This window comes from Flavobacterium davisii (genome assembly GCF_042182265.1).
Taxonomy (GTDB): Bacteria; Bacteroidota; Bacteroidia; order Flavobacteriales; family Flavobacteriaceae; genus Flavobacterium; species Flavobacterium davisii.
Window position 1 is genome coordinate 636892 of sequence record NZ_CP097869.1, and the last position, 26670, is coordinate 663561.

A 26670-nucleotide genomic window follows, 5' to 3' on the forward strand; every position below is an offset into this window, starting at 1 on the left:
TTAACTGTCGAAAGCCGAAAGTCGAAAGTCAAAAGACGTTCGTAACGACTATCCTATTTTGCTAAATATTTAATAAATCCGTTTATTAACCTCGATGTTTCTAAAACTTTAAAAGCTCGTCTTTTAAAGTTATCTTCATTAATATAATCTAAATCAAAAGTTAAACATAATCATGATTTTACTTTATTACTAAGGCTTTAGCAGTGTAAAGAAAAAGGATCATTTTTTATCTGTATTTCTTTCAAAATTTCCAGCAATATTAGAAGAATTTAAAAAACATGTTCTTCTAATTCATTTGTTAAAATCAATTTTTATTTGAAATTATCTTAATTTACTTTTGACTTTAGACTTCTGACTGTTATATTAATTCATTTTTAATCCAATCATACCCTTTTTCTTCTAATTCAAGGGCTAATTCTTTGGTGCCTGATTTTACAATTTTACCATCCATTAGTACATGAACAAAATCTGGAACAATATAGTCTAACAGGCGTTGATAGTGTGTAATTACTAAAACCGCGTTGTTTTCATTTTTTAATTTATTCACCCCATTTGCTACAATGCGTAATGCGTCAATATCTAAACCAGAATCTGTTTCATCAAGGATTGCGATTTTTGGTTCTAGCATTGCCATTTGAAATATTTCATTTCGTTTTTTTTCACCGCCAGAAAATCCTTCATTTAAGGCACGAGAAAGGAATTTTCTATCCATTTCTAACAATTCTGATTTCTCACGGATTTTTTTCAACATTTCGTTAGCAGGCATTTCTTCTTCACCATTTGCTTTACGTTTTTCATTAATAGCTGTTTTAATGAAATTGGTCACTGAAACTCCTGGAATTTCGACAGGATATTGAAAAGATAAGAAAACTCCTTTGTGTGCTCTTTCTTCAGGAGCCATTTCTGAAATTTCTTCACCATCTAAGATAATTTCACCTTCCGAAACTTGGTAATTTTCATTTCCTGCAATGATGGAAGAAAGTGTTGATTTACCAGCACCATTAGGTCCCATAATTGCGTGAACTTCTCCTGCTTTAATTTCAAGGTTTATACCTTTTAATATTTCTTTGTCTTCTACCGAAGCGTGTAAGTTATTAATCTTAAGCATTTTGTTTTTATTTTATAAAAAAGCTAATTCTATGTCGTTTAATTCTTTTGGATCATCTGCATTAATATGCTTATTTCCGAGATATTGTATTCCTAAATATGCTGCTGATTTTTGAAAAGGTATATAGAAGTTATAATCTAAATCTTTTTCTAAATCATGTGAATTCGATATCACAGCCATTTTTTTTTGTCTTAATTGTCTGCCTAAATCTTTTTCAATTCGGATTAAATCTGAAAATCGGTCAAAAAAAACTTTCATGATACCACTCATATTGTACCAATATATTGGAGTTGCAAATAGGAGTGTATCGTATTTTTTTATAATTTGCTTCATTAGTGGAAGAAAATCATCGGTTTTATTCTTATTTTCATAATCATAATAAGAAAATTGATAATCACTTAAATCAATCACATCCATTTTATATTGCTTTGCGATTGTTTCTGCAATTCTGGCCGTATTACCATTCTTACGAGATGACCCCACTATAATTACTGAATTACTCATTATCCTACGGAACCTTCTAAAGAGATTTCTAATAATTTTTGGGCCTCTACAGCAAATTCCATAGGCAATTTATTCAATACTTCTTTACTAAAACCGTTTACAATTAACGCAATCGCTTTTTCTGTAGGAATACCGCGTTGGTTACAATAAAAAATTTGGTCTTCACCAATTTTTGATGTGGTTGCCTCGTGTTCGATTTTTGCTGTTGAGTTATTGGATTCAATATAAGGAAAAGTATGTGCTCCACAATTGTTCCCCATCAATAAAGAATCACATTGAGAGAAGTTACGTGCATTCTCAGCACGTGAACTAATTTGTACTAATCCTCTATAACTATTTTGTGATTTTCCAGCGGATATCCCTTTAGAAATGATCGTTGACTTGGTATTTTTGCCCAAATGAATCATTTTGGTTCCAGTATCTGCTTGCTGAAAATTATTAGTTACTGCAATAGAGTAAAATTCGCCTATTGAGTTATCTCCTTTTAATATACAAGATGGGTATTTCCAAGTTACAGCAGAACCAGTTTCTACTTGTGTCCAGGAAATTTTGGCATTTTTCTCGCATAAACCACGTTTGGTTACAAAATTATATACCCCTCCCTTTCCTTCTTTATTACCTGGATACCAGTTTTGAACTGTTGAATATTTAATTTCAGCATTATCTAGTGCAATTAATTCAACAACTGCTGCGTGTAATTGATTTTCATCACGACTAGGTGCTGTACAACCTTCTAAATAGGAAACGTAACTGCTTTCATCTGCAATTACTAAAGTTCTTTCAAATTGACCTGTTCCGCCTTGGTTAATACGGAAATAAGTTGATAATTCCATAGGACAACGAACTCCTTTTGGGATATAACAAAAACTTCCATCAGAAAAAACAGCAGAGTTTAGAGCTGCATAAAAATTATCTGTTTTTGGCACTACGGTTCCGATATATTTACGAACTAATTCAGGGTGTTCCTGAATAGCTTCTGATATCGAACAAAAAATAATACCTTTTTCAGCTAAGGTCTTTTTAAATGTAGTAGCAACTGAAACGGAATCCATTACGATATCAACCGCAACGCCTGCCAATTGTTTTTGTTCATCAATTGATATTCCTAATTTTTTAAATGTTTCTAATAACTCTGGATCTACTTCGTCTAAACTGTTGTATTTATCTTTTTTCTTAGGTGCTGAATAATATGATACGGACTGAAAATCTGGTTTTTCGTAATGAACATTTGCCCATTCTGGCTCTGCCATTTCGTTCCAAATACGAAATGCTTCTAACCGCCATTCCGTCATCCATTCTGGCTCATTTTTCTTTTTAGAAATAGCACGAACAATTTCTTCGTTTAAACCCGCAGGAAACGTTTCTGATTCGATGTCAGTATAAAAACCGTATTCGTACTCTTTGTTTTCTAATTCTATTTTTAAATCGTCTTCGGTATATTTTGACATAATTTATCTAAAAATATAAAAATTTAAAAAATCTAAAAAACTATGAAAACTTGGACATAATGCCTTACTCTTTTTGTTTTTAAACTTTTTATTTTTTTGATTTACCTTATTCTTTTTTACTATTAAAATATTTAACGTTATTCTCTGATTATATGAAAATTCTAGTATTTTACTTCTTTTTCACGAATAACTTTTTTACTAAAAATTTCAAACTAGAGATAATTAAATATAATTTATATTACTAGCTTATACTTTTTGAAATGCGTAAATAGAATTATATCTTTTTATTTATTTCTTAAAATCATTCAGCCATATCGTTTAAAACGGATAGAACGACTCTCTAATAATTAATCCTCGTTAATCTAAAATATTAAATATTGTATATATTTCAATTCTAAAATGAATATCTTTATTATACTTTACTTTTTTAAATTTATTTTTTTTGATTTTTAGATTTAATTATAAAGAAAAACTTTCTCCACAACCACAAGTCCTTTGCGCATTAGGATTGTTAAAAACAAAACCTTTACCATTAAGACCTCCTGAGTATTCGAGCACGGTACCTATTAAATACAAATATGATTTTTTTTCAACAGCTATTTTAATCTTATTATCCTCAAAAACCTTATCATTTTCAGTGGTTTCTTTATCAAATTTAAGTTCATAAGACAAGCCCGAACAACCTCCGCTTTTTACCCCTACTCTTACGAAATCTTTTGAAGCATCAAAGCCGTCTTCTTTCATCATATCCATGATTTTCTTACTTGCTGATTCTGAAACTTTTATCATTTCTTATTTTGATTTTGTCTAAATTAATGACAAAGGTACAACATAAAAATTCTTTTTCATAATATCTAACATTTTTGTAATCAATTTTATAATAAAAAATAATTATGATACATTATTGAAACACTTTACTTAACAAGACAATTTAACTATTATAAAAAATATGAACGAAGTCTAATACGAAATCTAGTTAAAATAATTTCACCATCATGAAGGCCTCTTCTAGTGTTTTCTTATGATCAATGCCTTTTAAAACATCATCAATTAAACCCAGATTACGCATTAGACCCGAGCGTAGCGAATAGACGAAGTAAATCTATTCCACTTTATTTTTCTTCCAATTCAAGCATGTACTCAAATTTTAATCATCAAAATAGTTCACTATTTCTTCTTCTAAAATTTTCCGTGAGCACTTGAATTTATTGAAAAATTTTGTTTCACAACGAAGTCTAATGCGTAATCTGAGTTAAACAAAAAATGATATAATTTTGTTTTTACTAACATCGGTTTTGTTTCTGGTTCGCAAAAAAATTACTTAACCCTTATTTTTCTTCCTTACCTCTTTTAAAGTAGCAACTTGAGTTAATTAATTAGATTTTTTTTAGAAATCAATCCAAAATATAAAATTTGATATTAACAGAAAAACATACTACACAACAATATCTCCCAATAATGATTTGTAAGTAAATAGATTTTTAAGAAAAACTCCAATAGGTTTAGTATATTTGACACAAACTAAAGATATAAACACCTTCTCAAAATCAAGCATACAATAACAATAACTTCATGTATAAACATAACAATTAAAGTTTAAACAGTATGAAAATATATCCCATAGAATCAGGTAATTTTAAATTAGATGGAGGCGCCATGTTTGGAGTTGTACCCAAAACTATTTGGAATAAAACCAATCCCGCAGATGCTAATAACTTAATAGATATAGCAGCTCGTTGTATGTTAATTGAAGAAGGAAACCGACTAACTTTAATTGATACAGGAATGGGTAATAAGCAATCTGAAAAGTTTTTTGGTTATTATTCTTTATGGGGAGACGATACTTTGGACAAATCATTAGCTAAACATGGTTTTCATCGTGAGGATATAACAGATGTATTCATGACCCATTTACATTTTGATCATTGTGGAGGATCTGTCAATTGGAATAAGGATAAAACAGGATACGAAGTTGCTTTTAAAAAAGCAACATATTGGTCTAATAAAAATCATTGGGAATGGGCTACAAAACCGAATCCGAGAGAAAAAGCGTCTTTTTTGAGTGAAAATATTATCCCTATACAAGAAAGTGGTCAATTAAAATTTTTAAACAAACCTGATTCTGACTATGGCTTTTCAGAAGAATTAAACTTTGGAATTTTATATGTTGATGGACATACTGAAAAACAAATGATACCGCATATACAATATAAAAATAAAACAATCGTTTTTATGGCAGATTTGTTAGCTACTGCGGGACATATACCGCTGCCTTATGTAATGGGATATGACACTCGCCCGTTGTTAACATTATCAGAAAAAGAAAAGTTTTTAAACATAGCTGCTGAAAAAAACTTTTATTTATGGTTAGAACATGACACATATAACCCGATCATAACCGTAGAAAAAACAGAAAAGGGAATTCGACTAAAAGAAAAATTTCAGTTAGACGATATATTAATCTAATGTTAAAACAACTTTTTATATTAATATAAATAAGATATTTACAGCCTAAAATTATATTTATGAGAATTTTAAAAACGATAACTTTTACAGGTGCTATAGGAATGATGATGGCTAGTTGTAGTACGCCAAAAGGAATTGTAAGCATTGATCCTAAAAAAATTGATCAAATGCCTTTAAAAATGACTCCTATAAAAGAAACAGATTTAAAACGTTGGAGTCATTTAGATCTTGTTAAGGATACCGTTCCAGGAATGGGAGTGGATAAAGCCTATGCTGAATTATTAAAAGGTAAAAAAGCAAACAAAATCATTGTAGGAGTTGTCGATTCAGGAATTGATATAGAACATGAAGATTTAAAACCCGCTATTTGGAAAAATGCCAAAGAAATTCCAGGTAATAAAAAAGACGATGACAACAATGGCTATGTTGACGATATACACGGATGGAATTTTTTAGGAGATGCCGATAATGAACAATTAGAATTAACTCGTATTGTTAAAAAAGGAAATGATGGTTCAGCTCAGTATGAAAATGCTTTAGCCCTTTTAACCCAAAAAAAATCTGAATTAGAGCCTCAAAAAAATCAAATAGATGCCATTATAAATGCGGATAAAAACATTACTGAATATTTTAAAAAGAAAAATTATACACTTACAGATGTCAAGTCAATAAAAACAACTGACCATACCCTACTTCAATCCCAAAATATTATTGGTCAAGTATTGAGTAATATGGGAGGTGATAAAACCAAATTTGATACTGAAATAGGAGAATATAAGGATTACGTTTATGACCAATTAAATTATAATTTAAATACTGAATTTAATGGACGTAAACCTGTAGGAGACAATCCGTATGACATTACCCAAACACAATATGGTAATAATAATGTTATAGGACCTAAAAAAGAGAGTGGTAAACACGGAACACATGTAGCAGGTATTATTGCACAAACTAGAAATAATAATAAAGGAGGAGATGGTGTAGCGTCAGAATTCGTTCAAATTATGGCATTACGGGCTGTCCCTAACGGAGATGAATATGATAAAGACATTGCGTTAGCTATTCGTTATGCAGTAGATAATGGAGCCAAAGTAATTAATGGTAGTTTTGGAAAAGCTTTTTCTCCTAATAAAGAATGGGTACAGGATGCCATTAAATACGCCGCATCCAAAGATGTTCTTTTTGTACACGCAGCAGGAAACGATGCGGAAAACATTGATATTAAACCTAATTTTCCTAATGATACTGAAGGAAGTAATCCTGAATTTGCGGACAATGTTATTACCGTTGGAGCTTTAAATTATGAATATGGATCTAAGGTTATGGCTAATTTTTCTAATTATGGAAAAGTTAACGTAGATGTTTTTGCCCCAGGAGTTAAAATATATGCAACAGTCCCTAATAATCAGTATGAATATTTACAAGGTACTTCTATGGCATCTCCTAATGTAGCGGGAGTAGCGGCTTTAATAAGGGCTTTTTACCCATCTTTAAAAGCAGCTCAAGTAAAACAAATTATAATGGACTCTGGTATTCCTTTGACCAATACTTTTGCCTTAGCAGGTGAAAATAGCGAACCGACTACATTAGACAAAATATCAAAATCAGGTAAAATTGTAAATGCCTATAACGCTTTAAAGATGGCTGAAAAATTAGCAAAAAAATAATTATTAGTTTTAAATGTTATATTTGGAAGGGATTTTATCCCTTCTTTTTATTTAATAGATATGAAAAAATACGCATTATTCCTTTTCCCCTTATTATCCTTAGCTCAAAAAAATCCTAATCCTGGTTATTGGCAACAACATGTTGATTACAAAATGGAAGTCAATATGGACATAAAAAAATATCAATATAAAGGAAAACAAACTTTAGTTTATACTAATAATTCACCTGATACTCTAAAAAGAGTATACATTCATCTTTACAATAACGCTTTTCAACCTAACAGTCCTATGGATGCGCGTTTAAAATCAATTAAAGATCCTGATGGGCGCATGGTAAACAAAGTAAAAGTAGATGGTAAAGAAGTAAAAGAAAGTAAAATTAATAACCTACAACCAAATGAAATAGGATATTTATATGTAAACAATCTGAAACAAGACGGTATAACAGTTACAAGTAAACAAGTTAGTACTATTTTGGAAGTAGATTTAGCAAAACCTCTAATTCCTAAATCATCTACTGTTTTCACAATGGATTTTGACGGACAGGTTCCCATTCAAATTCGTAGAAGTGGTAGAAACAACAAAGAAGGAATCGAACTATCTATGTCGCAATGGTACCCTAAAATGGCCGAATATGATATAGATGGGTGGCAAGCAGACCCTTATATCGGCCGTGAGTTTCATGGCGTTTGGGGGAATTTTGATGTTAAAATTACCATTGATAAAGATTATGTTTTAGGAGGAAGTGGTTATCTTCAAAACGGAAATGAAATAGGAAAAGGCTACGAAGACAAAGAGTTTAAAGTAGTATATCCTAAAAAAAGCAAAACCTTAACTTGGCATTTTATAGCTCCTCAAGTTCATGATTTTACTTGGGCTGCTGACAAAGAATATCTTCATGACAAATTAATTCGACCTGATGGCGTTACTTTACATTTCTTATATCAAAACAAACCCGAAATTATTCAAAATTGGAAAAATTTACAATCCAAAACTTCTCAGTTAATGGATATATATAACAAAACCGTTGGCTCATATCCTTACAAACAATATTCTGTCATACAAGGCGGTGATGGGGGTATGGAATATGCAATGTGTACTTTAATTTTAGGAGAAGGAACTCAAGAAGGCTTAATTGGGGTTACCGCTCATGAAATGGCACATTCTTGGTTTCAACATATTTTAGCAACTAATGAAAGCAAACACAGCTGGATGGATGAAGGTTTTACAACTTGGCTGGAAAATTATGGGCTAAATGAAATAACGGAAAAAAAAGCAGAAAATCCTCATGAAGATTCCTATAAAGCCTATTTTTCATTAGTCAAATCGGGAAAAGAACAACCGCAAACAACGCACGCTGATCATTATGATGAAAATAGACCTTATAGCATTCAAGCTTATAGTAAAGGTAATCTATTTCTAACTCAATTAGAATATCTTATAGGAAAAGAAAATTTACTAAAAGTTTTAAAACGTTATTATGCAGACTTTAAATTTACACATCCAACTCCAACAGATATTATTCACACAGCCGAAAAAGTAACAGGAGCTAATTTAGATTGGTATCTCACAGAATGGACTAAAACAACCAATACTATTGATTATGCGATTAAACAAGTCATTGAAGAAAATGAACTAACAAAAGTTACTTTAGAGCGAATAGGTAGAATAGCTATGCCTCTTGAAATAACCGTTACTTATGAAAACGGAGTACAAGAATTATATTATGTACCCCAAACAGCTATGCGCTGGTCCAAACCTAATGATTCTGATTTAAAAAGACACGTTTTAGAAGGTTGGGATTGGGCCTATCCAACTTATGATTTTAAAATCCCTTCTTTAAAACAAAATATAAAATCAATAACAATCGATGCAAAAGGAAAAACAGCTGATATAAAAAAAGAAAATCAAATCTATAAATCCTAATTTTACAAGGGCTTGAATAAATCAAAATTATTTAAGCCTTTTTCTTTTCATAACTAGATTAACGAATTCTTACTAAACCCAAATTGCGCATTAAACTCAATCGAAGTTAATTACTGAAGCCTATCTATTCACTTTATTTTTCTTCCAATTTAAGCACGTAATCAAATTTTAATCATTAAAATAGTTCTCTATATCTTCTTCTAAAATTTTTCGTAAACACTTGAATTATTATTGTTTTTTTTTTCACAACAAAACCTAACCTAAAATCTGAGTTAAAAGTTATATTTTCTGCTTGATTTCAGCTCTAAAAGTTTCCGCTTGCTCTTTTTTATTCAAAATATAAATAAAAAAGACAGAATTATATTCTGCCTCTTTTGCCCCAAATTTACCATAAACTTAACTTACTAAGTGGTACCCCAAAGCTAGTCTTGTAGTACTTTTTTTCCAAAAATAATCGTTAAAGAGGATGAATAATCGTTGAAAATATAATAGTTATTTTTATAGAACAAAGAAATGAAATAAAAAAAGACAGAACCGAGTCCTGTCTTTTTTGCCCCAAATCTACCATAACTTAACCTACTTACTGTAATGGTAGATCAAAACTACAATGAACGTCCTTTTTATCCAAAAATAATCGTTGAAAGAAAAGAATAATCGTTAAAAGCACTATGACGTTATCTAACTGATTATCAAAAGATATAAAATAAAAAAAGACAGAACCGAGTCCTGTCTTTTTTGCCCCAAATCTACCATAACTTAACCTACTTACTGTAATGGTAGATCAAAACTACAATGAACACCCTTTTTATCCAAAAATAATCGTTGAAAGAAACGAATAATCGTTAAAAGCACTATGACACTATCTAACTGATTATCAAAAGATATAAAATAAAAAAAGACAGAACCGAGTCCTGTCTTTTTTGCCCCAAATCTACCATAACTTAACCTACTTACTGTAATGGTAGATCAAAACTACAATGAACACCCCTTTTATCCAAAAATAATCGTTGAAAGAAACGAATAATCGTTAAAAGCACTATAACGCTATCTAACTGATTATCAAAAGATATAAAATAAAAAAAGACAGAACCGAGTCCTGTCTTTTTTGCCCCAAATCTACCATAACTTAACCTACTTACTGTAATGGTAGATCAAAACTACAATGAACACCCCTTTTATCCAAAAATAATCGTTGAAAGAAACAAATAATCGTTGAAAGCATTATAATTCTATCTAACTGATTATTAAAAAGATAAAAACAAAAAAAAGACAGGACTCGGTTCTGTCTTTTTTTCCAAAAATCTACTAGAAAACTGATATTTTATTTTTTTAACAAACTTGTTTTTTGTGTTACAAGATATATTCCTATAAAAATTAAAATAGCTGAACCTACTTTTATCCAGCTTAATTCATCTTTACCTAAACCAATAGCAAAAATTGAAGCGAAAAACGGTTGTAAATAAATAAAAGTAGCGACAGTCGTTGGTTTTAGTTCTCGCATTGACAACAAATTTAAAAGGTAAGTTAAAAAGGTTGAAAACACTATTACAAAACCTATTTTTAAAAATGCCGATGTAGGAACAGTAGCCCAATTTACTACTTGAAATTCATCCCATCCAAATGGAATAACCATTAAAAAACCGAAGAAATAAATCCATTTTACAAAAGACAAAGCATGATATTTATTCATTAGTTTTTTAACAATAATCAGGTAAAAACCATACGAAACGGCATTAACAAAAACTAAAAAATTACCGAAACTAGCATTCGGAGCATTCTTTAAAGATTTCCCATAAAGTATTAGGCTCATGGTACCTGCTAAACCTAATAATATTCCTATCACTTTTTGTTTTTCCATTCTTTCTTTCATAATAATTGCAGAAAGTACTAAAACAATCATCGGTGTAGTTACCATTAAAACAGCTCCCATAATAGGAGAAGTATAACTAAGTCCTTTAAAAAAGGTTAGCATATTAAATGCCACTCCAAAAAATGAAGCCGCAATAATTCTTGGAAAATCTCTTTTTTCTACACGTTCCGTTTTAACAAACAAAGTGACTAGCCAAAATAGAAATAAAGTTCCTCCAACACGTAAGAATATAAAACCAAAAGGATTGATATACTTTGGCATTACGTCTTTTGCAACAGTAAAAGTTATTCCATAAATGATAGCCACACACCAAGCGGCTATTAAAGCCCAAGTTCTTTTACTCATTTTTTAAGAAATTTTGGACTGCTTCTATAACTTTAGAACTATTCCCTACAAATATTTTTCCATCAACGATCATTATAGGACGTGATAAAAACGTATAATGTTCTAAAATATATCTTTTATAATCTGCTTCTATTAAGATTTGATCTTTTAATCCCTTTTCTTTATACAAGGTTGCTCTTTTACTAAATAAAGCTTCATAACTACCTGCCAACTCTTTCATTTCATCAATTTGTTCAACCGTCATTGGTTCTGTCTTGATATCCTGCAAAATGAAGGTATCTAATGCCGGTAATGTTTTTAGTATACGTTGACATGTACTACATGTTTTGAGATAATATATTTTTCGCATAAAAAATCTTTATTTGCAAAATTAAGGAAGTAAATTTTAAAGTAGTTCTACACAATCAAAAAATACATAGTGAAATGGTTTAAACTTTTTGGATTAAAGTGAAAGATAGGTATTTTCTTATAAATCTTTGCTTTCTTGCGCAATATAACAAGGCTACGAAGTAAAGACAGTTGAAATATAAAAAAGACCTTTACAAACAATTATAAACCCTTTATTTAAATCAAAATTTAGTATTAGAACAAAGTGAATAAGCAAAATCTATTCGACTTTATTTCTTTTCAAATTCAAGCATGTAATGTACTCCATTTTAACCCCAAAAAGTTCCCTATTTCTTTTTCTGAAATTTTCAGTGAGGAGTTTAATCTATTGATTTTTTTGTTTCTCAACGAAGTTCAATATAGAATCTGGATTAAATTCCGTTATTAAAATCTTATGAAAAGATTTATTTTATAAATTTGATAATCAAAAATATATGCCACGTGAAAAACATATCGAATATAGCTCGTTTTGCCCTACAATTTGTCAATCAGACTCATAAAAACGTTTTTTTAACGGGAAAGGCAGGCACTGGAAAAACCACTCTTCTTAAAGAAATTATTGCTACTTCTCATAAAAATACTGCTGTAGTAGCCCCTACAGGAATTGCAGCTCTTAATGCTGGAGGTGTTACAATTCATTCTTTATTTCAGCTTTCTTTTTCGGCATTTATTCCTGACTATGCTTCCAATTCTTTACAAAGTGAATCCATCCGCTTTGAAAACAAAACAAGTTTGGGAAAATTATTTAAAATGAGTGCTACAAAAAAACAAGTTCTTCGTAATCTTGAATTATTGATTGTAGATGAAGTTTCAATGTTGCGTCCTGACGTGTTAGATGCAATAGATTTTATATTACAAAAAGTACGCAGATCTAACCAAGCGTTTGGAGGAGTTCAAATACTTTTTATTGGCGATTTATGGCAATTACCTCCAGTCATAAAACAAGAAGAATGGTCTATTTTACAAAAATATTACCAAGGGACGTACTTCTTTTACTCTAAAGTTTTACAAAAAGAGCCTCCTTTATACTTAGAATTAGATAAAATTTACAGACAATCCGATTCTTTTTTTATTAACATACTTAACAATTTAAGAAACAATAGCATTACTCCCGAGGATATTGCCGTTTTAAACAAACATGTTCAACCAAATTTTGATATTAAAAAAGATAAAGGCTCAATAGTTATTACGACTCATAATGCAAAAGCCGATAGCATAAATAGAGAAGCTTTAGAAGCTTTAACTTTTGATAGTGTTTTTTATAAACCTGAAATTATTGGTGATTTTCCTGAAAAAATGTATCCTTTAGATTCTATTTTGGAACTAAAAATAGGAGCACAAGTCATGTTTATTAAAAACGACACAAGCATTGAAAAACGTTATTACAATGGCAAAATAGGAATTATTAAATCTCTTTCAAAGGAAGAAATTTTGGTAGAATTTCCTGAGGAAAATAAAATCATAGAAGTTGATTTATATACATGGGAAAACATTCGCTACGAATTAAATAGCAATACACAAGAAGTTGAAGAAAAAATAGAAGGCACTTTTAGTCAATATCCACTAAAATTGGCTTGGGCTATAACAGTACACAAAAGTCAAGGATTGACTTTTAAAAAAGCGGTATTAGATGTGGCATCTGTATTTGCTCCTGGTCAAGCTTATGTAGCCCTTTCTAGACTCGAAGATTTAAACGGACTTACCTTATTAAAACCAATTAATATACAAGGAATTCCATCTGATCAAGCTATAATTAATTATGCACAATACAGGGCTAACACAGCTGTTTTATCTAACACACTTGATCTAGAAACTAAAAATTATTTAGTTACAGAAATAATAAGAGCTTTTGATTGTCAGAATATGACGCAATTATGGCGTAATTTTTCTTTTTCATTTAAAGAAGAATTACCCAATTCCCAAAAATTAAAATATAAATATTGGGCTGAAAAAACATTAACAAATTTAACAGAACTTACTGAAACATCTAAAAAATTTATTTCCCAATTACAAAAAATAGGAAATCAACCTACTATAGATCTTACTTTTTTAGATGAACGAAATCGAGCAGGATATCAGTATTTTTTCAATCAATATGACATTCAATACAGCGAATTATTATTAAAAATAGTAGAAGTAAAACAACTTAAAAAAATAAAAACCTTTATAGATGAATTATTACTTTTAGAAGAAGCACTTTTAAAATCAATTTTAGGACTAAAAAAAGTGCGATTACTTGTTAAAAACATGCAAGAAGGAGTTCCTCTCACTAGAAAGAGCATGCAGTCAGATGAAATATTATACTATAAAATTAATAAAGTAGCTCAACTATCAGAAAAATTCAAACAAATAACGGGGCTTATAGATGAAAACTATATACCTGATTTTACTGAAACTAACAAAAATAAAAGAAAACCATCTAATGAAACTAAACAAAATACTGTGGAAGTAACACTTAATTTATGGAAACAAAACAAATCTATTCTTGAAATTGCTAAAGAACGAAAACTTACGAATCAAACTATATATAATCATTTTTCTAAATTAATTTTAGTGGGACAAATTCAGTTATCTGATTTACTTACGTTAGAAAAAATAAAAGAACTCGAAATGGCATTTGAAGGATATCAAAATGAAAGTTTAGGTCTTTTAAAGGAACAATTTGGAGATCAGTTTACTTGGGATGAATTAAGATTATATATGGCTAGTATAAAAAATAATAAACCGATTTAGCAATTCCATAATTTCTTCAGTAGTATTATACGAATGCAAACAAAATCGTAAGCGTTCTTGCCCCTCAGGCACTGTAGGTGATAATATAGGTTTCACATCAAAACCTGCTTGCTGTAATTGAGTTGCTAACGATTTAACTCTTTCATTTCCTTGTATTATAGCACATTGTATAGCAGATTTACTATAAACAAATAAAGGCTTTATTCCTAATATTTGTTTTGTTTGATTAAAGCAAGTAATATTAGCTCTTAATTGTTCATTTACAACTGATTGAGCTGACAAGATCTTATAAGCGGTATAAATAGTGGCTACAGTATGAGGTGAAAGGCCTGTAGTGTAAATAAAGCTTCTAGTAAAGTTAACCATATAATCTTTCAACTTTTGGCTTCCTAAAATGGCTGCCCCATGACATCCTAGGCCTTTTCCAAAAGTCATAATACGAGCAAAAACATGATCTTGTAGACCTAACAATTGAATCAATCCTTCCCCATTATTTCCAAAAACGCCCAAAGCATGTGCTTCATCTATTATTAAAAAACAATTGTACTTTTCGGTTAAAACAGTCAGTTCTTCTAGATTAGGAGAATCGCCATCCATAGAATAAACAGATTCTACAACGACATAAACATCAATTGGTTTAATGTCTGATCCAATTTTATATTTTTGAATTAATCGTTCTAAATCTTCTATATCATTATGTCCAAATTTATATGATTTAGCATTACTTAACCGGATTCCATCTCGGATAGAAGCATGAGATAACTCATCATATAAAATCACATCTCCTCTTTGTGGAATACTTTCAAAAAAACCTACATTCGCATCATAACCTGAATTAAAAATTAAGGCGGATTCAGCCTTATGAAAATTAGCAATAAAATGTTCTACTTCTGTGTAAAGCAAATGGTTTCCTGTTAATAAACGAGACCCTGTTGCGCCATTTATTTTAATATTTTTTTGAAGTAGGAGCTCATGTGTTTTATCAAAAAGAATTTCTGATTTTGAAAAACCTAAATAATCATTTGAAGAAAAATCAATTAGAGATGATTGGGAATTAAGTGTTCGAAAAGCATTAATTTCTGCACGATGAGTTAGTTTATAACTCAATTTATCAGGAAATTTAACCATAATTAAAACTCCACTCCTAAACGCTTAACATTTTTAAGATGATCAACATCAATAAAAAGGAAACCATTACTATCCTTAATTTTAAACTTATAGTCTGCAAAATAGATTTTTTTAATTTGCTCATATTTAGTTTCTACTTCTTCAAATAAAGTACCAATGGTAATAGTATTAATCTTCCATTTTTTATTGGTAATTGTAACATTTTTAAACTGATTATCTTGCATAATCATGGTTAATCCATCATAGGTAAAATTAAACACGGGTGGTTCGTTTTTTTCTTGAATTTCTTTATCAAGAGTAATCGCTTTACCTAAAATGGCCTCTACTTTATCAGGATCTATTTTTGTACAAATATTAATTTTCTTTCCTGTTTTGACATTTGATAATTGTAAAACACAATTAGTTTGAGCAATTGCCGTGCTTATCATTAAGATTAAAAAGGGTAAAAGAAAGTATATCTTTTTCATTCGTTTTTTATAATATAAATAGATTAAAATTATAATTAATTTTGCTTACTTTTTATTTCATTTTAATTATTATGAAAAACTAAATTAATAAAAAAAAGCCAAACATTACTGTTTGGCCTTCTTTTATCATATTATCATTTTAGTCTGCTAAAACAATAATTCTATTATCATTCATTTCAATAGTTCCTGAATTGATAGGTAACCAAAATGTTTGTTCATTAACCTTACTAAATTTATCTTGAAATTCTTTAGCAATTTTAACATTTGAACCTACAATTTTTACATTACCTTTTGCTAACAATGACACGATAGGCGCGTGATTATTTAGCATTTGGAACTCTCCATTAACGCCAGGAACCGCTACTGAAGTAACTTCCCCTTTGAATAATGTAGCTTCTGGTGATACAATTTCTACTATCATTTTTATTTGCTTTAGGCTTTAAGCTTTAGGCTTTAAGCAATTAAAATTACGCTTCAGCTAACATTTTTTGTCCTGCCTCAATTACATCTTCGATGGTACCTTTCAAGTTGAAAGCAGCCTCTGGCAGGTGGTCTAACTCACCATCGATAATCATATTAAATCCTTTGATAGTATCTTTAATATCTACTAATACACCTGGAATACCTGTAAATTGTTCTGCTACGTGGAATGGTTGAGATAAGAAACGTTGTACACGACGAGCACGTGATACGGCTAATTTATCTTCTTCTGACAATTCTTCCATTCCTAAGATAGCAATGATATCTTGTAATTGTTTATATTTTTGTAAAATTTCTTTTACCCTCTGAGCACAATTATAGTGATCAGCACCTAATATTTCTGGCGTTAAGATACGAGAAGTAGAATCTAGTGGATCTACCGCTGGATAAATACCTAACTCAGCAATTTTACGTGATAATACAGTAGTAGCGTCTAAGTGAGCGAAAGTTGTAGCTGGTGCCGGATCTGTTAAGTCATCCGCAGGTACATAAACAGCCTGTACAGATGTAATTGACCCTTTCTTAGTAGAAGTAATACGCTCCTGCATAGCCCCCATTTCAGTTGCTAATGTTGGTTGGTAACCTACAGCAGATGGCATACGTCCTAATAATGCTGATACCTCTGAACCTGCTTGTGTAAAACGGAAGATATTATCTACGAAGAAAAGAACATCTTTACCTTGATCTGAACCTGCTCCATCACGGAAATACTCAGCAATAGATAAACCAGATAATGCAACACGTGCACGCGCTCCAGGAGGTTCATTCATCTGACCAAATACGAAAGTAGCTTTAGAATCTCTCATACCAGCTTTATCAACTTTGGTTAAATCCCATCCTCCATTTTCCATAGAGTGCATAAAATCATCACCATATTTAATAATGCCTGACTCTAACATCTCACGTAATAAGTCATTCCCTTCACGTGTTCTTTCTCCTACTCCTGCGAATACAGAAAGACCTCCGTGCCCTTTTGCAATATTGTTGATCAACTCTTGAATTAATACTGTTTTACCTACACCAGCACCACCGAATAATCCAATTTTACCTCCTTTTGCATAAGGTTCAATCAAATCAATTACTTTGATACCTGTAAATAAAACTTCAGAAGAAGTTGATAAATCTTCGAATTTAGGAGCTTGTCTGTGGATTGGTAATCCATTAGCACCTTCTTTTGGTAAATCACCTAAACCATCAATAGCATCACCTACTACGTTGAACAAACGACCGTAAATATCACCACCGATAGGCATTTGAATAGGAGCACCTGTAGCTACAACATCAACACCACGGCTTAAACCGTCAGTAGAGTCCATAGAGATAGTACGCACTGTATTTTCTCCAATGTGTGATTGTACTTCAAGTACTAACTTAGTACCATCTTGATTAGTGATTTCTAATGAATCGTAAATTTTCGGAAGTTCAACTTCTGCAGCATTGAAAACCACGTCTACTACGGGACCAATGATTTGCGCAACTTTTCCTATTACCTTAGACATACTTATGTATTTATTAAATAGCTATTTAGTTATAAAAAACGCTGTGTTTTTTCAGATTGCAAAGATAATTTTAATATTGTGATTTCCAATATAAAAATTTTCTTTTTTTTAAAATATAAATTCTGTCCTCAATATAACAAAAAAACCTCCCATTTTAGCAGGAGGTTTTTTATTGAATCGTATATGAATTAGTTGATATAACTTCCAGCAGGAATATTAACTGAAAACAAAGCGGGTTTTTTCCCTAGATCTATCATTCGTAAAGTAGATTTATACTGTGTATTAATTGCTTCCATCATTTTATTGGCAATAAAAGCATACCCTCTGGGACTTGGATGTACACCATCTAATGAAAAAGCGCCTCCTTTAATAAAATCAGCTGTCAAACTATAATTTCCAAAACGTACATTTCCTTTTACTAACTGATCCATTGCTGTTTTTGCATCAAAAAACGCCAATCCTTTTACTTTGGCTGTATTTTCTATCACTTGATTATAGGCTGCTGTAGCTGTAGCTATCTTAGATGCCTCATCAATTGTTAGAACCCAAGCATCTTGTAAAGGATAAGAAACTCCTCTAATTGCAAAATCACTAGGAACATTTGGCTGTATATTATTAGGGGGAGCAATTAAACTTCCTGTAGACAACAATATATAGTCTCTTCCTGTTGCATTATTTTTAGCATGACGTGCTCTCCCATAAAGATTACCTACAAAAGTGGCTGTTTGCAAACCCAAAACAGGAGTTAAATTATCTCTTATAGCCCCCGATAAATCCGCTAGGGTTTCATCAATAATTAACAATGGATTTGTTTTTTCAACTGTATTAGGGTTATTATCATCTTCTGAAATTACTTCAAATCTATTAGGAAGATTCAATGCTTTTGTAATTTGATTTACAACTCCAAATAATTGATTTAAAGAAGCGGCTTTACTTTTAGGCAAAGCTGGAACTGGATTATAGGATACCGTGGTAAAAAAAGGCAAAGTATTTACATTTGGCAAATTGGCTACTACTCCTTTTCTTCCATTTACAGTTAAACGATCAACAGCTGTATTAAATACATTAGCAAAAACAGCCGGATCTGTAATATCATTACCATTATAAGTAGCTGGATTAAGATTTCCTTTTTGATCCACCCCAATTCCTCCAGAAGTAGCATAAGTTAAAACATCATTACCACCTATCCATAACGAAAAGAAGGTAGGTTGTTGTAATAATGCGTCTGACAGCATAGTTGCGCCTGGAGAAGAGGCAAAACGTCTGAAATAAGGATTTCCTTGAGCGCTCCCGTATCCCACAAGGTCAATATGATACGATTTAGCTCCTGGTACTGATACATTATTAAATGCTCCCGTCATAATATTAGTAGCTTCTGTTGTTTGAGTTCCTTGATTGGAAACTAAATTCACAATTGGCTTACTTGCATCATTATCCAAAAAACCTCTAAACACTAAACGAGGTGAAAACTGTGTTGGATCAAGAGGAAAGGGAGCCCCTCCAAACAACAAACCTCCTGTATTATCTGCCATTAATGGTGATTTAAAGGCTCCTCCTCCAGCTGCTACAAATTGCCTAGCTATTTGTTCTGGATACGAGTTTAACTGTCCTGCAATAAACAATGCTCCATCGCTAAAACCAGCAGCATAAGAATCTCCAATTGCTACATATTTTGAAAAATTAGCATCTCCTGCTACCACAGGCACATCTGTTATTGCTTCCTCTTCAAGATTGGTTTCACATGCTACAAATACACAAGAAACCAATAAGATCCATTTTATATTTTTAATCATAATCATTCTTTTTTCATTAAACATTACGGATTGATCGTCCATGAAATATAATACTGTTTTCCTATCATACCCGCTCCTGGCACTTGAATATAGTCTTTCCCAAACAGGTTAGTCCCTCCTATTTTTATGACTGATTTAAGAACAGGAATTGCGGTATTAACCTGCGCATCATAAACGTAATTTTCCGGAACATAAGCATCTATCATGGTTGATTCCCATAAATATTTAGAATTATAACGTGCATTGACATTAAACCCAAATCCTTTTAATATGTTTTCTCCTCCAAAAGATGCTTTTGCTCGATGCTTAGGAGTGTTAAAACCTGCTTCAAAATCAGGATCTAAACTGTCATCGTATTTAAAATCGGAATAATTATAGCTTGCACTCAAATTAAATTTACCAATCTTACGATTTACTCCTATCCCTACTCCTAAAGATGTTACTTGTTTTTTAGAATTTGTATAAACTTGAAATAAGCGAACATCCGCATTCTGCAAGGCAGATATTGCTGTTGGCAAATTAGTTCTAACATCTCCATACAAAGGCGTTACTACATTTGAGCTGCTTATAAAATCATTATAAATATTATAATAAGCATTCAAATCAAATGAAATTTCTTTAAAAATTGAACGATATCCCACTTCAAACGCTTGTACTCTTTCGGGTTTTACTAAAGACACATCTGCTACTTTTAAATCTGCTGGATTTAACGATTGTCTAAATACTGTAACTGAAGTAGCTGTAAAAGACCTAGTATAAGCATCACGTCCTGTTACGGTTGCAAAACCAGGATTTGCGTTTAACTTAATCGTTTCTGAATATCGGTCTAAATTATCGGGAGCTGATCCTATTAGCACTAAGGGACCTATATTTAGCCCTATATATTGGTCTTGTGTTGTTGGATTACGAAAACCTGTTTGATAAGAGGCTCTAAAATTGTGTTGTTTATCTTTACCTCCTGCATAAGATACAGATAATCGGGGAGAAATATTTCCGCTAAAATTTTGTGATTTATCATAACGGACAGAAGCTGTTACTTTTACTCTTTCATCATGGATTTTTTTCTGAATTTGTGTATAAACTCCATATTCATCATAAGTAATAGGTTCATCTAATTTATCTGTAAAAATAGAACCTGCTGAGTTCATCGTATATCTACGAGCGGAACCTCCTACTTGAATTTCTGCAAATTTGATTACATCTTTAAAATTATAATTCAAATCTCCATGATGAATTCTAGAACGATCTACCAGTTTAGCTCCTACATTCAAATCTGAATTTGCTAATACTTTTGTTAATGCCTGATTAAAAGTAGCTGTTCCTGGCACTAAACGAGGATTACCATTTGGAGTGAGAGGTATTTCAAATGGTGTATTATAATCTGCAAAAGCACGAGCTCTCTTATCTGCTTGATCTGCTGGTAAACCCAATAATGTACTGGACAACACATACGCTGTTCCATAATCCGTAAACCAAGCTTTATCTGATTTAGCTTCTCTATTCACATTCCAAGCAGCAAAACCTAAATTATATGAATCTCCAGCATCTTCTCCTGATCTATAAATCCGAGCAAAAAAGTTATCTCCTTTTACTTCTAATTTTATTTGATCCATGAAAAAGTTTTTCAACGCATAACGATTAGCTCCTTGATATAAAGTATTTCCAATTCCTACTTTATATTGTCCTATAATCTCAATATTTTTAGCAAATTTAGAATCTCCATTTACCCAAGGACGTATATGAATTGAAGCGTCAAACTTCGCACTATTAATCTTCCCATCTGTTAACTCTTTTTCAGCATATCCTGTACGACTTACTTGTCCTACATTAGGAATAAAGGTACTTACTTCATCTCCATAAATATTCAATCCGTCATAATTTCTATTTACTTCATGTCCAATCCCTCCTGGCGTTAGACTACGTCTATCATTTGCCATCCACTCAGTTGCTTCCATATAAGAAAAATTAGCTTTGGCAGCAAAATGATCTGTAAACTTTTTAGCAGCTCTAATTCCTAAATCAAAATAGTTATTTGTACCCGCCACATCTTGAGTAGTCTGACCATATTTAAAATAAGTTGACAGACCTTCTTTAGCGAAGGGACTACGACTGTTCATAAACATAATACCATTAAATGCGTTAGCACCATAAAGGGCAGATGAAGCACCTGGCAAAACCTCTACACTTGCCACATCTAAATCAGAAATACCGAGGAGGTTTCCTACTGCAAAGTTTAACGCAGGGGATGCGTTATCCATACCGTCTACTAATTGCATAAAACGAGTATTTCCAATTGTAGCAAAACCACGTGTATTAACTGATTTAAAGTTAAAACTAGAAGTATTAAAATGCACATCTTTTAGATTTTCTAAACCTTCATAAAAAGAAGGAGCCGTTGTATTTTTCACTTCTTTTACCCCCATTCGCTCTATCGTTACAGGTGACTCAAGGATTCTCTCAGGAGCCCGTGATGCTGACACTACTATTTCATTTAAGGAAGTAGATTGTTCAACTAGAACGACCTCTACTTTTTGATCTTTTGAATTGATTTTCAAACTTCGACTAGAATAGCCCATCATCGAGACCTCTAAAGTAAAGGGAAACTGACTATTTGTTTTTAATGTGAATTTTCCATCAAATCCAGACGATGCACCTGATGCAGACCCTGCAACTTTTACATTTGCGCCTGGTATAGGCTGATTTTTATCATCAGTCACACTTCCTGTTATTGTATTTTGCGCCAAGGTAAGTACGCTAAAAAACAATGTTAAAATAGAAAAACAGACTCTCATTCGTTGAAGATTTTGATTGGTTTATAGTTAGCAAATTACAATATATTTTTTGAAAAAATTAAACAAAACATAAAAAAAGTATAATTTTTTATTAACACTCGTAAAGAATATCCATCATTAAAAAATATTAAAATTACGAGTACTACAATTACAAAAAATATTTTTACTCATTACACTAACACCATCTATCTATATATCAATGTTTTATGTTTTTGAAAAAATAAATTATTTAATCAAACTATTTAATTGTATTAAACGATCTTACTATAATTATTTGTTTTAGCTATCTTTACGATTCTTAAAATTGCTCTTTATAAATTTTAAGAATATAACTTTTTTGAAAACAAAATGCTTTATCCTTCTATATTAAAAAAACTAGAATCATACTGTGCTTACCAAGAGAGATCACATCGAGATATTAGACTCAAATTAAAACTATTAAATGTAGCAGAGGAATCAATAGAAGAATATATTGTTTATCTAATTGAACATCATTATTTGAACGAAGAACGTTTTGCTTGTTCTTTTGCTCGAGGTAAACACAATTATAAAAAATGGGGGAAAACACGGATTATTAATGAGCTTAAATTACACGGAGTATCTAATTACAATATCAAAACAGCTCTTAACGAAATAAAAGAAGTGGATTATTTAAAAAATTTTAATGATTTAGCAGAAAAAGAATGGAATAATACAAAAGAGTCTCACCCTCAAAAAAAGAAACGAAAAATAGGCGATTTTCTTTTTAGAAAGGGTTATGAATCTTATTTAATTTTAACAAAAATAGAAGAATTATCTTCTTCAAACGGACAATAAAACACTTACTGCATTTCCTCCAAAACCTACTGCATTCACTAATACTTTTTTGATTGCTTTGGTTTTATTAGCAATATTTAAATACGGAATTCCTATAAAATACTGTACTTGCATCATTAAAACAGCCATTTCTACACTTAACAAACCAGAAGTCCCAAACGTATGACCTGCCTTCCATTTATTAGTTGTAAGCAAAGGCAATTGGTTATTAAAGATTTTTTGTATCGCCTTATATTCTGACCGATCGCCTTTGATTGTTCCTGGCGCGTGCATAACAATAACATCAATAGAATCTAAAGGGGTTTCTCCTAATGCCATTTGCATTGATTTTTGAAAACAAAGTGCTTCTTCTGAAATAGATATATTATGTTGTAGTTCATCTGTTGCAAATCCTATTCCTTCAATATAAGCTAATGCGTTAGTTTTCAAATTCACATCTAAACAAATAGAGGTAGCCCCTTCTCCCAGCACCATCGTATTTTTATTTTTTTGTAAGTCTAGCGCAAGACAAGGATATTGTTGATTTTCTTTTGCATATATTTTCAGTGCATTCATTTGGGCAAGGGTAAAATCTGTCAAAGGTGCTTCACTGGCTCCTACTAAAAACTTGTCCATCATTCCTGCTTGTAACCAAGCTACCCCATTTAGTAAAGAGTGTAATCCTGTAGAGCAGGTTATAGAATGGGAGATAGCTAATCCTTTATTCTTCAAATCATGTGCTACCCATGAGGAAATATTTCCTAAAGTAGTTGTTGGAGAAGCAAGTGTAGCTGTTTTTCCTGTTTGCAAAAAATCTTTATGATAGTATTCAAAAAGCTGAGTTGCTCCTCTAGAAGAGCCTATATTAATTCCAAAGTCATCTTTTTCGGTCCATCCAGCTTGCTTTATAGCATCACGAGAAGTTAAAACAGCCATTAAAACGGTCTGATCTAATGTTTTATATTTTGAATCGGATTGACGTAAAACATCTAACTCTAGATTACAATCTGCAGGCAATTTAGCTACATATTCTTTTTGATTATTAAAGTTTTCGAGAGTAATACAAGTAGAATCTGATAAATAATGATTCCAAATTTGTTCTGGTCGATTGCCCAAAGCGGACATAGAAGCTACAGAAGTGATGGCAATTTTTTGTTTCAAGACATAAATTTTACGCAAAGTTCGCAAAGTTTTTAAAAAAATACTAAAAAACTTCTTTTTTTAACCCAGATTCCGCATTAGATTTCATTGTGAAACAAAATTTCCCAATAGAGTCAAGTGTTCACGGAAAATTTCAAACTTGATCTACACTTTTGAAAAACAAAAAACAACAAAAAACCCAAGTGTACACTTGGGTTTTATTTGGAGCGGAAGACGAGGCTCGAACTCGCGACAACCAGCTTGGAAGGCTGGAGCTCTACCAACTGAGCTACTTCCGCATTGCTGGTGCAAATATAAGCACATTTTCCTGATATTACCAAACTTTTAAAGCTTTTTTTTACAAAAAAAACACATTACTCACACAAAAAACTAATAATCAACAATATAGATTTACAAAAAAAAAAAAAACATTTTATCTGCTATCATCTCAAAAGGCAAAATTATAGAATCAAATCTTTATTAGATCCAGTTCAAAACCTATAACTTATATAAATCATGTATATTTTTGGAAATATGGATAAAAAACAGCTCTATATATAGCTATTTCTCTTATTTTCAGAATTTATTTTTTAATGAAGAACAATCTAAGTTAGGCTTTAGAAATTCATTACCATGTTATTGTATAATCTAGAGTAAAAGAGAGAAAATAAAATAATGTTTTAGATTTGTTTGTCCTTCTAACAATAGAAGACATTACATGATCAATAAAAAGAAAGACATCACGTTATCATACCCCGTCTATACCAAATAACAAATGCGGTATTGATTGATTAAATCTGCACGTGTTTAGGTTCATCTTTTTTACCTCAACATAAAAAGGAGTTGCATTATTCAAAATACATTTGATAATGAATCTCATGCGACTCCTTTTTTAGAATAACAATTACTGAATGAGTTAAAAAATAAGATCATTTATTCTGATATAAAATACGATGATCTTCTAAAAACATACTTTATTGTTTTTCAATAAAAAACGATCTTTGAACCTGTTAAACTGTTCTTATTTTGTTTTTTTAACGTATTGAGTTAAAATAACAATATACTGTCCTTCCACTCTACCTTCAATTTGTTCAGGATTATCCCAAACCAATTTAATATTATGCACAGCGGCTCCTCTTTTTGCGGTAAAATTAGCTCCTTTAACGTCAAGATCTTTAATTAAAACAACTGAATCTCCATCTTGTAGTACATTTCCATTAGAATCCTTATGTACTATTGTATCTTCTTGCACACCTTCTCCTGTTGCTTTAGCCCATTCTAACGATTCATCATCTAAATACATCATATCAACTAAATCTGTTTTATTTAATCGAGTAAGCATACGCCAAGATACTATTTGTACTGGTAAATGCTCATTCCACATAGAGTCAGATAGACAATGCCAGTGATTTGCATCTGTTAATTCTGGGTTATTAATTTGATCTATACAGGTTTTACATGCTAATACGGAATCTTCTAAACTTTCAGTTGTTTTAGGTAGTACTGTATAAACTTGTAAATCGTGTTCAGTTCCGCAAAGTTCGCATTTAGAATTACTACGATCTTTTAACTTTTTTTCAATAACACTCATTACAGATTAAAAACAGCACTTAAATTAACATAAAATTGATTATTTAAGCGATCAAATCCTACTGGATCTTTTTTGTATTTAGCAAAAGGAACTCCTGTTTCTACTTGTAATCCGAATCCTTCTGAAAAGAAATAACGAGCACCTAAATGTCCTCCAAAGTTTCTTAATCCTAAATCTAAACCAGGGTAAACATCTATTTGTTCGGGCAATGTAACTACCTTACCTATGTTTGCGTTAAATCGAGCTTTAAGATCTGCTCTATCTAAAAAATCATAGTCATCACCGTCAATTGGTTTTACACCTAACAAATAATTTGCTACAACTCCTACTGAAATATTTTCTCCTAATCCGATATCAGTTCCGACATTTAAACCTGTCCCGCCTGATTGTAAATTAGCTCCTACGTGAAACTTTGTGTCTCCTTTTCCTTTATAAGCTTCTTGAGCCTGTGAGGCAAATCCTATTAGAGAGGCTACTAAAACAAAAATTTTTTTCATAATTATTTTTTTGACAAATATATAAACTTGT

20 protein-coding genes and 1 tRNA gene are annotated in these 26670 nt (G+C 31.3%); 5 read left to right on the plus strand and 16 right to left on the minus strand.

The features are described from left to right. Positions 1-358 precede the first annotated feature (358 nt). The 4 genes from sufC to NAB20_RS02625 form a co-directional block, all read right to left on the minus strand. Positions 359-1108 carry a Fe-S cluster assembly ATPase SufC gene (sufC, locus tag NAB20_RS02610; RefSeq protein WP_235877322.1) on the minus strand — a complete coding sequence of 250 codons (750 nt, stop codon included), beginning with the start codon at positions 1106-1108 and terminating at the stop codon, positions 359-361. Positions 1109-1120: 12 nt separating this feature from the next. Continuing rightward, entirely contained in the window at positions 1121-1612 is a 492-nt protein-coding gene (locus NAB20_RS02615) for a flavodoxin family protein (protein ID WP_105195594.1), read from the minus strand. Then, complete coding sequence (gene sufB, locus NAB20_RS02620) at positions 1612-3060, minus strand: Fe-S cluster assembly protein SufB (protein ID WP_088392895.1); 1449 nt, start codon at positions 3058-3060, stop codon at positions 1612-1614. The genes NAB20_RS02615 and sufB overlap by 1 nt, the downstream gene beginning before the upstream one ends. Positions 3061-3519: 459 nt before the next feature. Then, positions 3520-3849: an iron-sulfur cluster assembly accessory protein gene (locus NAB20_RS02625; RefSeq protein ID WP_088392893.1), complete on the minus strand. Its 330-nt coding sequence runs from the start codon at positions 3847-3849 to the stop codon at positions 3520-3522. 816 nt (positions 3850-4665) lie between these two features. Here NAB20_RS02625 and NAB20_RS02630 point away from each other — a divergent pair. From NAB20_RS02630 to NAB20_RS02640, 3 genes are read left to right on the plus strand one after another with little or no spacing between them, the layout of a single operon-like run. Then, on the plus strand, positions 4666-5526 hold the full coding sequence (locus NAB20_RS02630) for an MBL fold metallo-hydrolase (protein WP_105195593.1): 861 nt from the start codon (positions 4666-4668) through the stop codon (positions 5524-5526). Positions 5527-5585: 59 nt separating this feature from the next. Further along, the gene (locus NAB20_RS02635; RefSeq protein WP_105195592.1) at positions 5586-7196 is read left to right on the plus strand and encodes a S8 family peptidase; all 1611 of its coding nucleotides are present in this window, start codon (positions 5586-5588) and stop codon (positions 7194-7196) included. Positions 7197-7256: 60 nt separating this feature from the next. Beyond that, the gene (locus NAB20_RS02640) at positions 7257-9122 is read left to right on the plus strand and encodes a M1 family metallopeptidase (RefSeq protein WP_088394278.1); all 1866 of its coding nucleotides are present in this window, start codon (positions 7257-7259) and stop codon (positions 9120-9122) included. A 1321-nt stretch (positions 9123-10443) separates the two neighbouring features. Here the strand turns inward: NAB20_RS02640 and NAB20_RS02645 are convergent. Together NAB20_RS02645 and NAB20_RS02650 are read right to left on the minus strand one after the other, a co-directional pair. Then, positions 10444-11337 carry a DMT family transporter gene (locus NAB20_RS02645; protein ID WP_088391215.1) on the minus strand — a complete coding sequence of 298 codons (894 nt, stop codon included), beginning with the start codon at positions 11335-11337 and terminating at the stop codon, positions 10444-10446. Next, on the minus strand, positions 11330-11686 hold the full coding sequence (locus NAB20_RS02650) for an arsenate reductase family protein (protein ID WP_088391217.1): 357 nt from the start codon (positions 11684-11686) through the stop codon (positions 11330-11332). The genes NAB20_RS02645 and NAB20_RS02650 overlap by 8 nt, the downstream gene beginning before the upstream one ends. Positions 11687-12165: 479 nt before the next feature. On the opposite strand from NAB20_RS02650, the gene NAB20_RS02655 reads away from it, so the two are divergent. After that, entirely contained in the window at positions 12166-14457 is a 2292-nt protein-coding gene (locus NAB20_RS02655; protein ID WP_375605452.1) for a helix-turn-helix domain-containing protein, read from the plus strand. Here the strand turns inward: NAB20_RS02655 and NAB20_RS02660 are convergent. The 6 genes from NAB20_RS02660 to NAB20_RS02685 form a co-directional block, all read right to left on the minus strand. Next, positions 14419-15585 (minus strand): aminotransferase class I/II-fold pyridoxal phosphate-dependent enzyme, encoded by a 1167-nt coding sequence (locus tag NAB20_RS02660; protein WP_375605453.1) that lies wholly within the window; start codon positions 15583-15585, stop codon positions 14419-14421. The genes NAB20_RS02655 and NAB20_RS02660 overlap by 39 nt on opposite strands. A 2-nt stretch (positions 15586-15587) precedes the next feature. After that, a complete protein-coding gene (locus tag NAB20_RS02665) occupies positions 15588-16052 on the minus strand; it encodes a hypothetical protein (protein WP_123901243.1) in 465 nt (154 codons plus the stop codon). Positions 16053-16191: 139 nt separating this feature from the next. After that, positions 16192-16473, minus strand: a complete 282-nt coding sequence (locus tag NAB20_RS02670) for a F0F1 ATP synthase subunit epsilon (protein ID WP_088391225.1) — start codon at positions 16471-16473, stop codon at positions 16192-16194. A 46-nt stretch (positions 16474-16519) separates the two neighbouring features. Further along, on the minus strand, positions 16520-18031 hold the full coding sequence (atpD, locus tag NAB20_RS02675) for a F0F1 ATP synthase subunit beta (protein WP_088397603.1): 1512 nt from the start codon (positions 18029-18031) through the stop codon (positions 16520-16522). 188 nt (positions 18032-18219) lie between these two features. Next, positions 18220-19824 (minus strand): G-D-S-L family lipolytic protein, encoded by a 1605-nt coding sequence (locus NAB20_RS02680; RefSeq protein WP_375605454.1) that lies wholly within the window; start codon positions 19822-19824, stop codon positions 18220-18222. 23 nt (positions 19825-19847) lie between these two features. After that, entirely contained in the window at positions 19848-22616 is a 2769-nt protein-coding gene (locus tag NAB20_RS02685; protein ID WP_127823314.1) for a TonB-dependent receptor domain-containing protein, read from the minus strand. Positions 22617-22964: 348 nt separating this feature from the next. Here NAB20_RS02685 and NAB20_RS02690 point away from each other — a divergent pair, with 348 nt between their 5' ends. Beyond that, the gene (locus tag NAB20_RS02690) at positions 22965-23432 is read left to right on the plus strand and encodes a regulatory protein RecX (protein ID WP_088391228.1); all 468 of its coding nucleotides are present in this window, start codon (positions 22965-22967) and stop codon (positions 23430-23432) included. Here the strand turns inward: NAB20_RS02690 and NAB20_RS02695 are convergent. From NAB20_RS02695 to NAB20_RS02710, 4 genes are all read right to left on the minus strand, one after another. Then, entirely contained in the window at positions 23418-24572 is a 1155-nt protein-coding gene (locus tag NAB20_RS02695; RefSeq protein ID WP_164849088.1) for a beta-ketoacyl synthase N-terminal-like domain-containing protein, read from the minus strand. The genes NAB20_RS02690 and NAB20_RS02695 overlap by 15 nt on opposite strands. A 202-nt stretch (positions 24573-24774) precedes the next feature. Continuing rightward, positions 24775-24850 (minus strand) — tRNA-Gly (locus NAB20_RS02700). A 722-nt stretch (positions 24851-25572) separates the two neighbouring features. After that, complete coding sequence (locus NAB20_RS02705; protein ID WP_375605455.1) at positions 25573-26142, minus strand: PhnA domain-containing protein; 570 nt, start codon at positions 26140-26142, stop codon at positions 25573-25575. Further along, positions 26142-26639, minus strand: coding sequence for a DUF6646 family protein (locus NAB20_RS02710; RefSeq protein WP_164849089.1), 498 nt, complete (start codon positions 26637-26639; stop codon positions 26142-26144). The genes NAB20_RS02705 and NAB20_RS02710 overlap by 1 nt, the downstream gene beginning before the upstream one ends. Between the last annotated feature and the right edge of the window lie 31 nt (positions 26640-26670).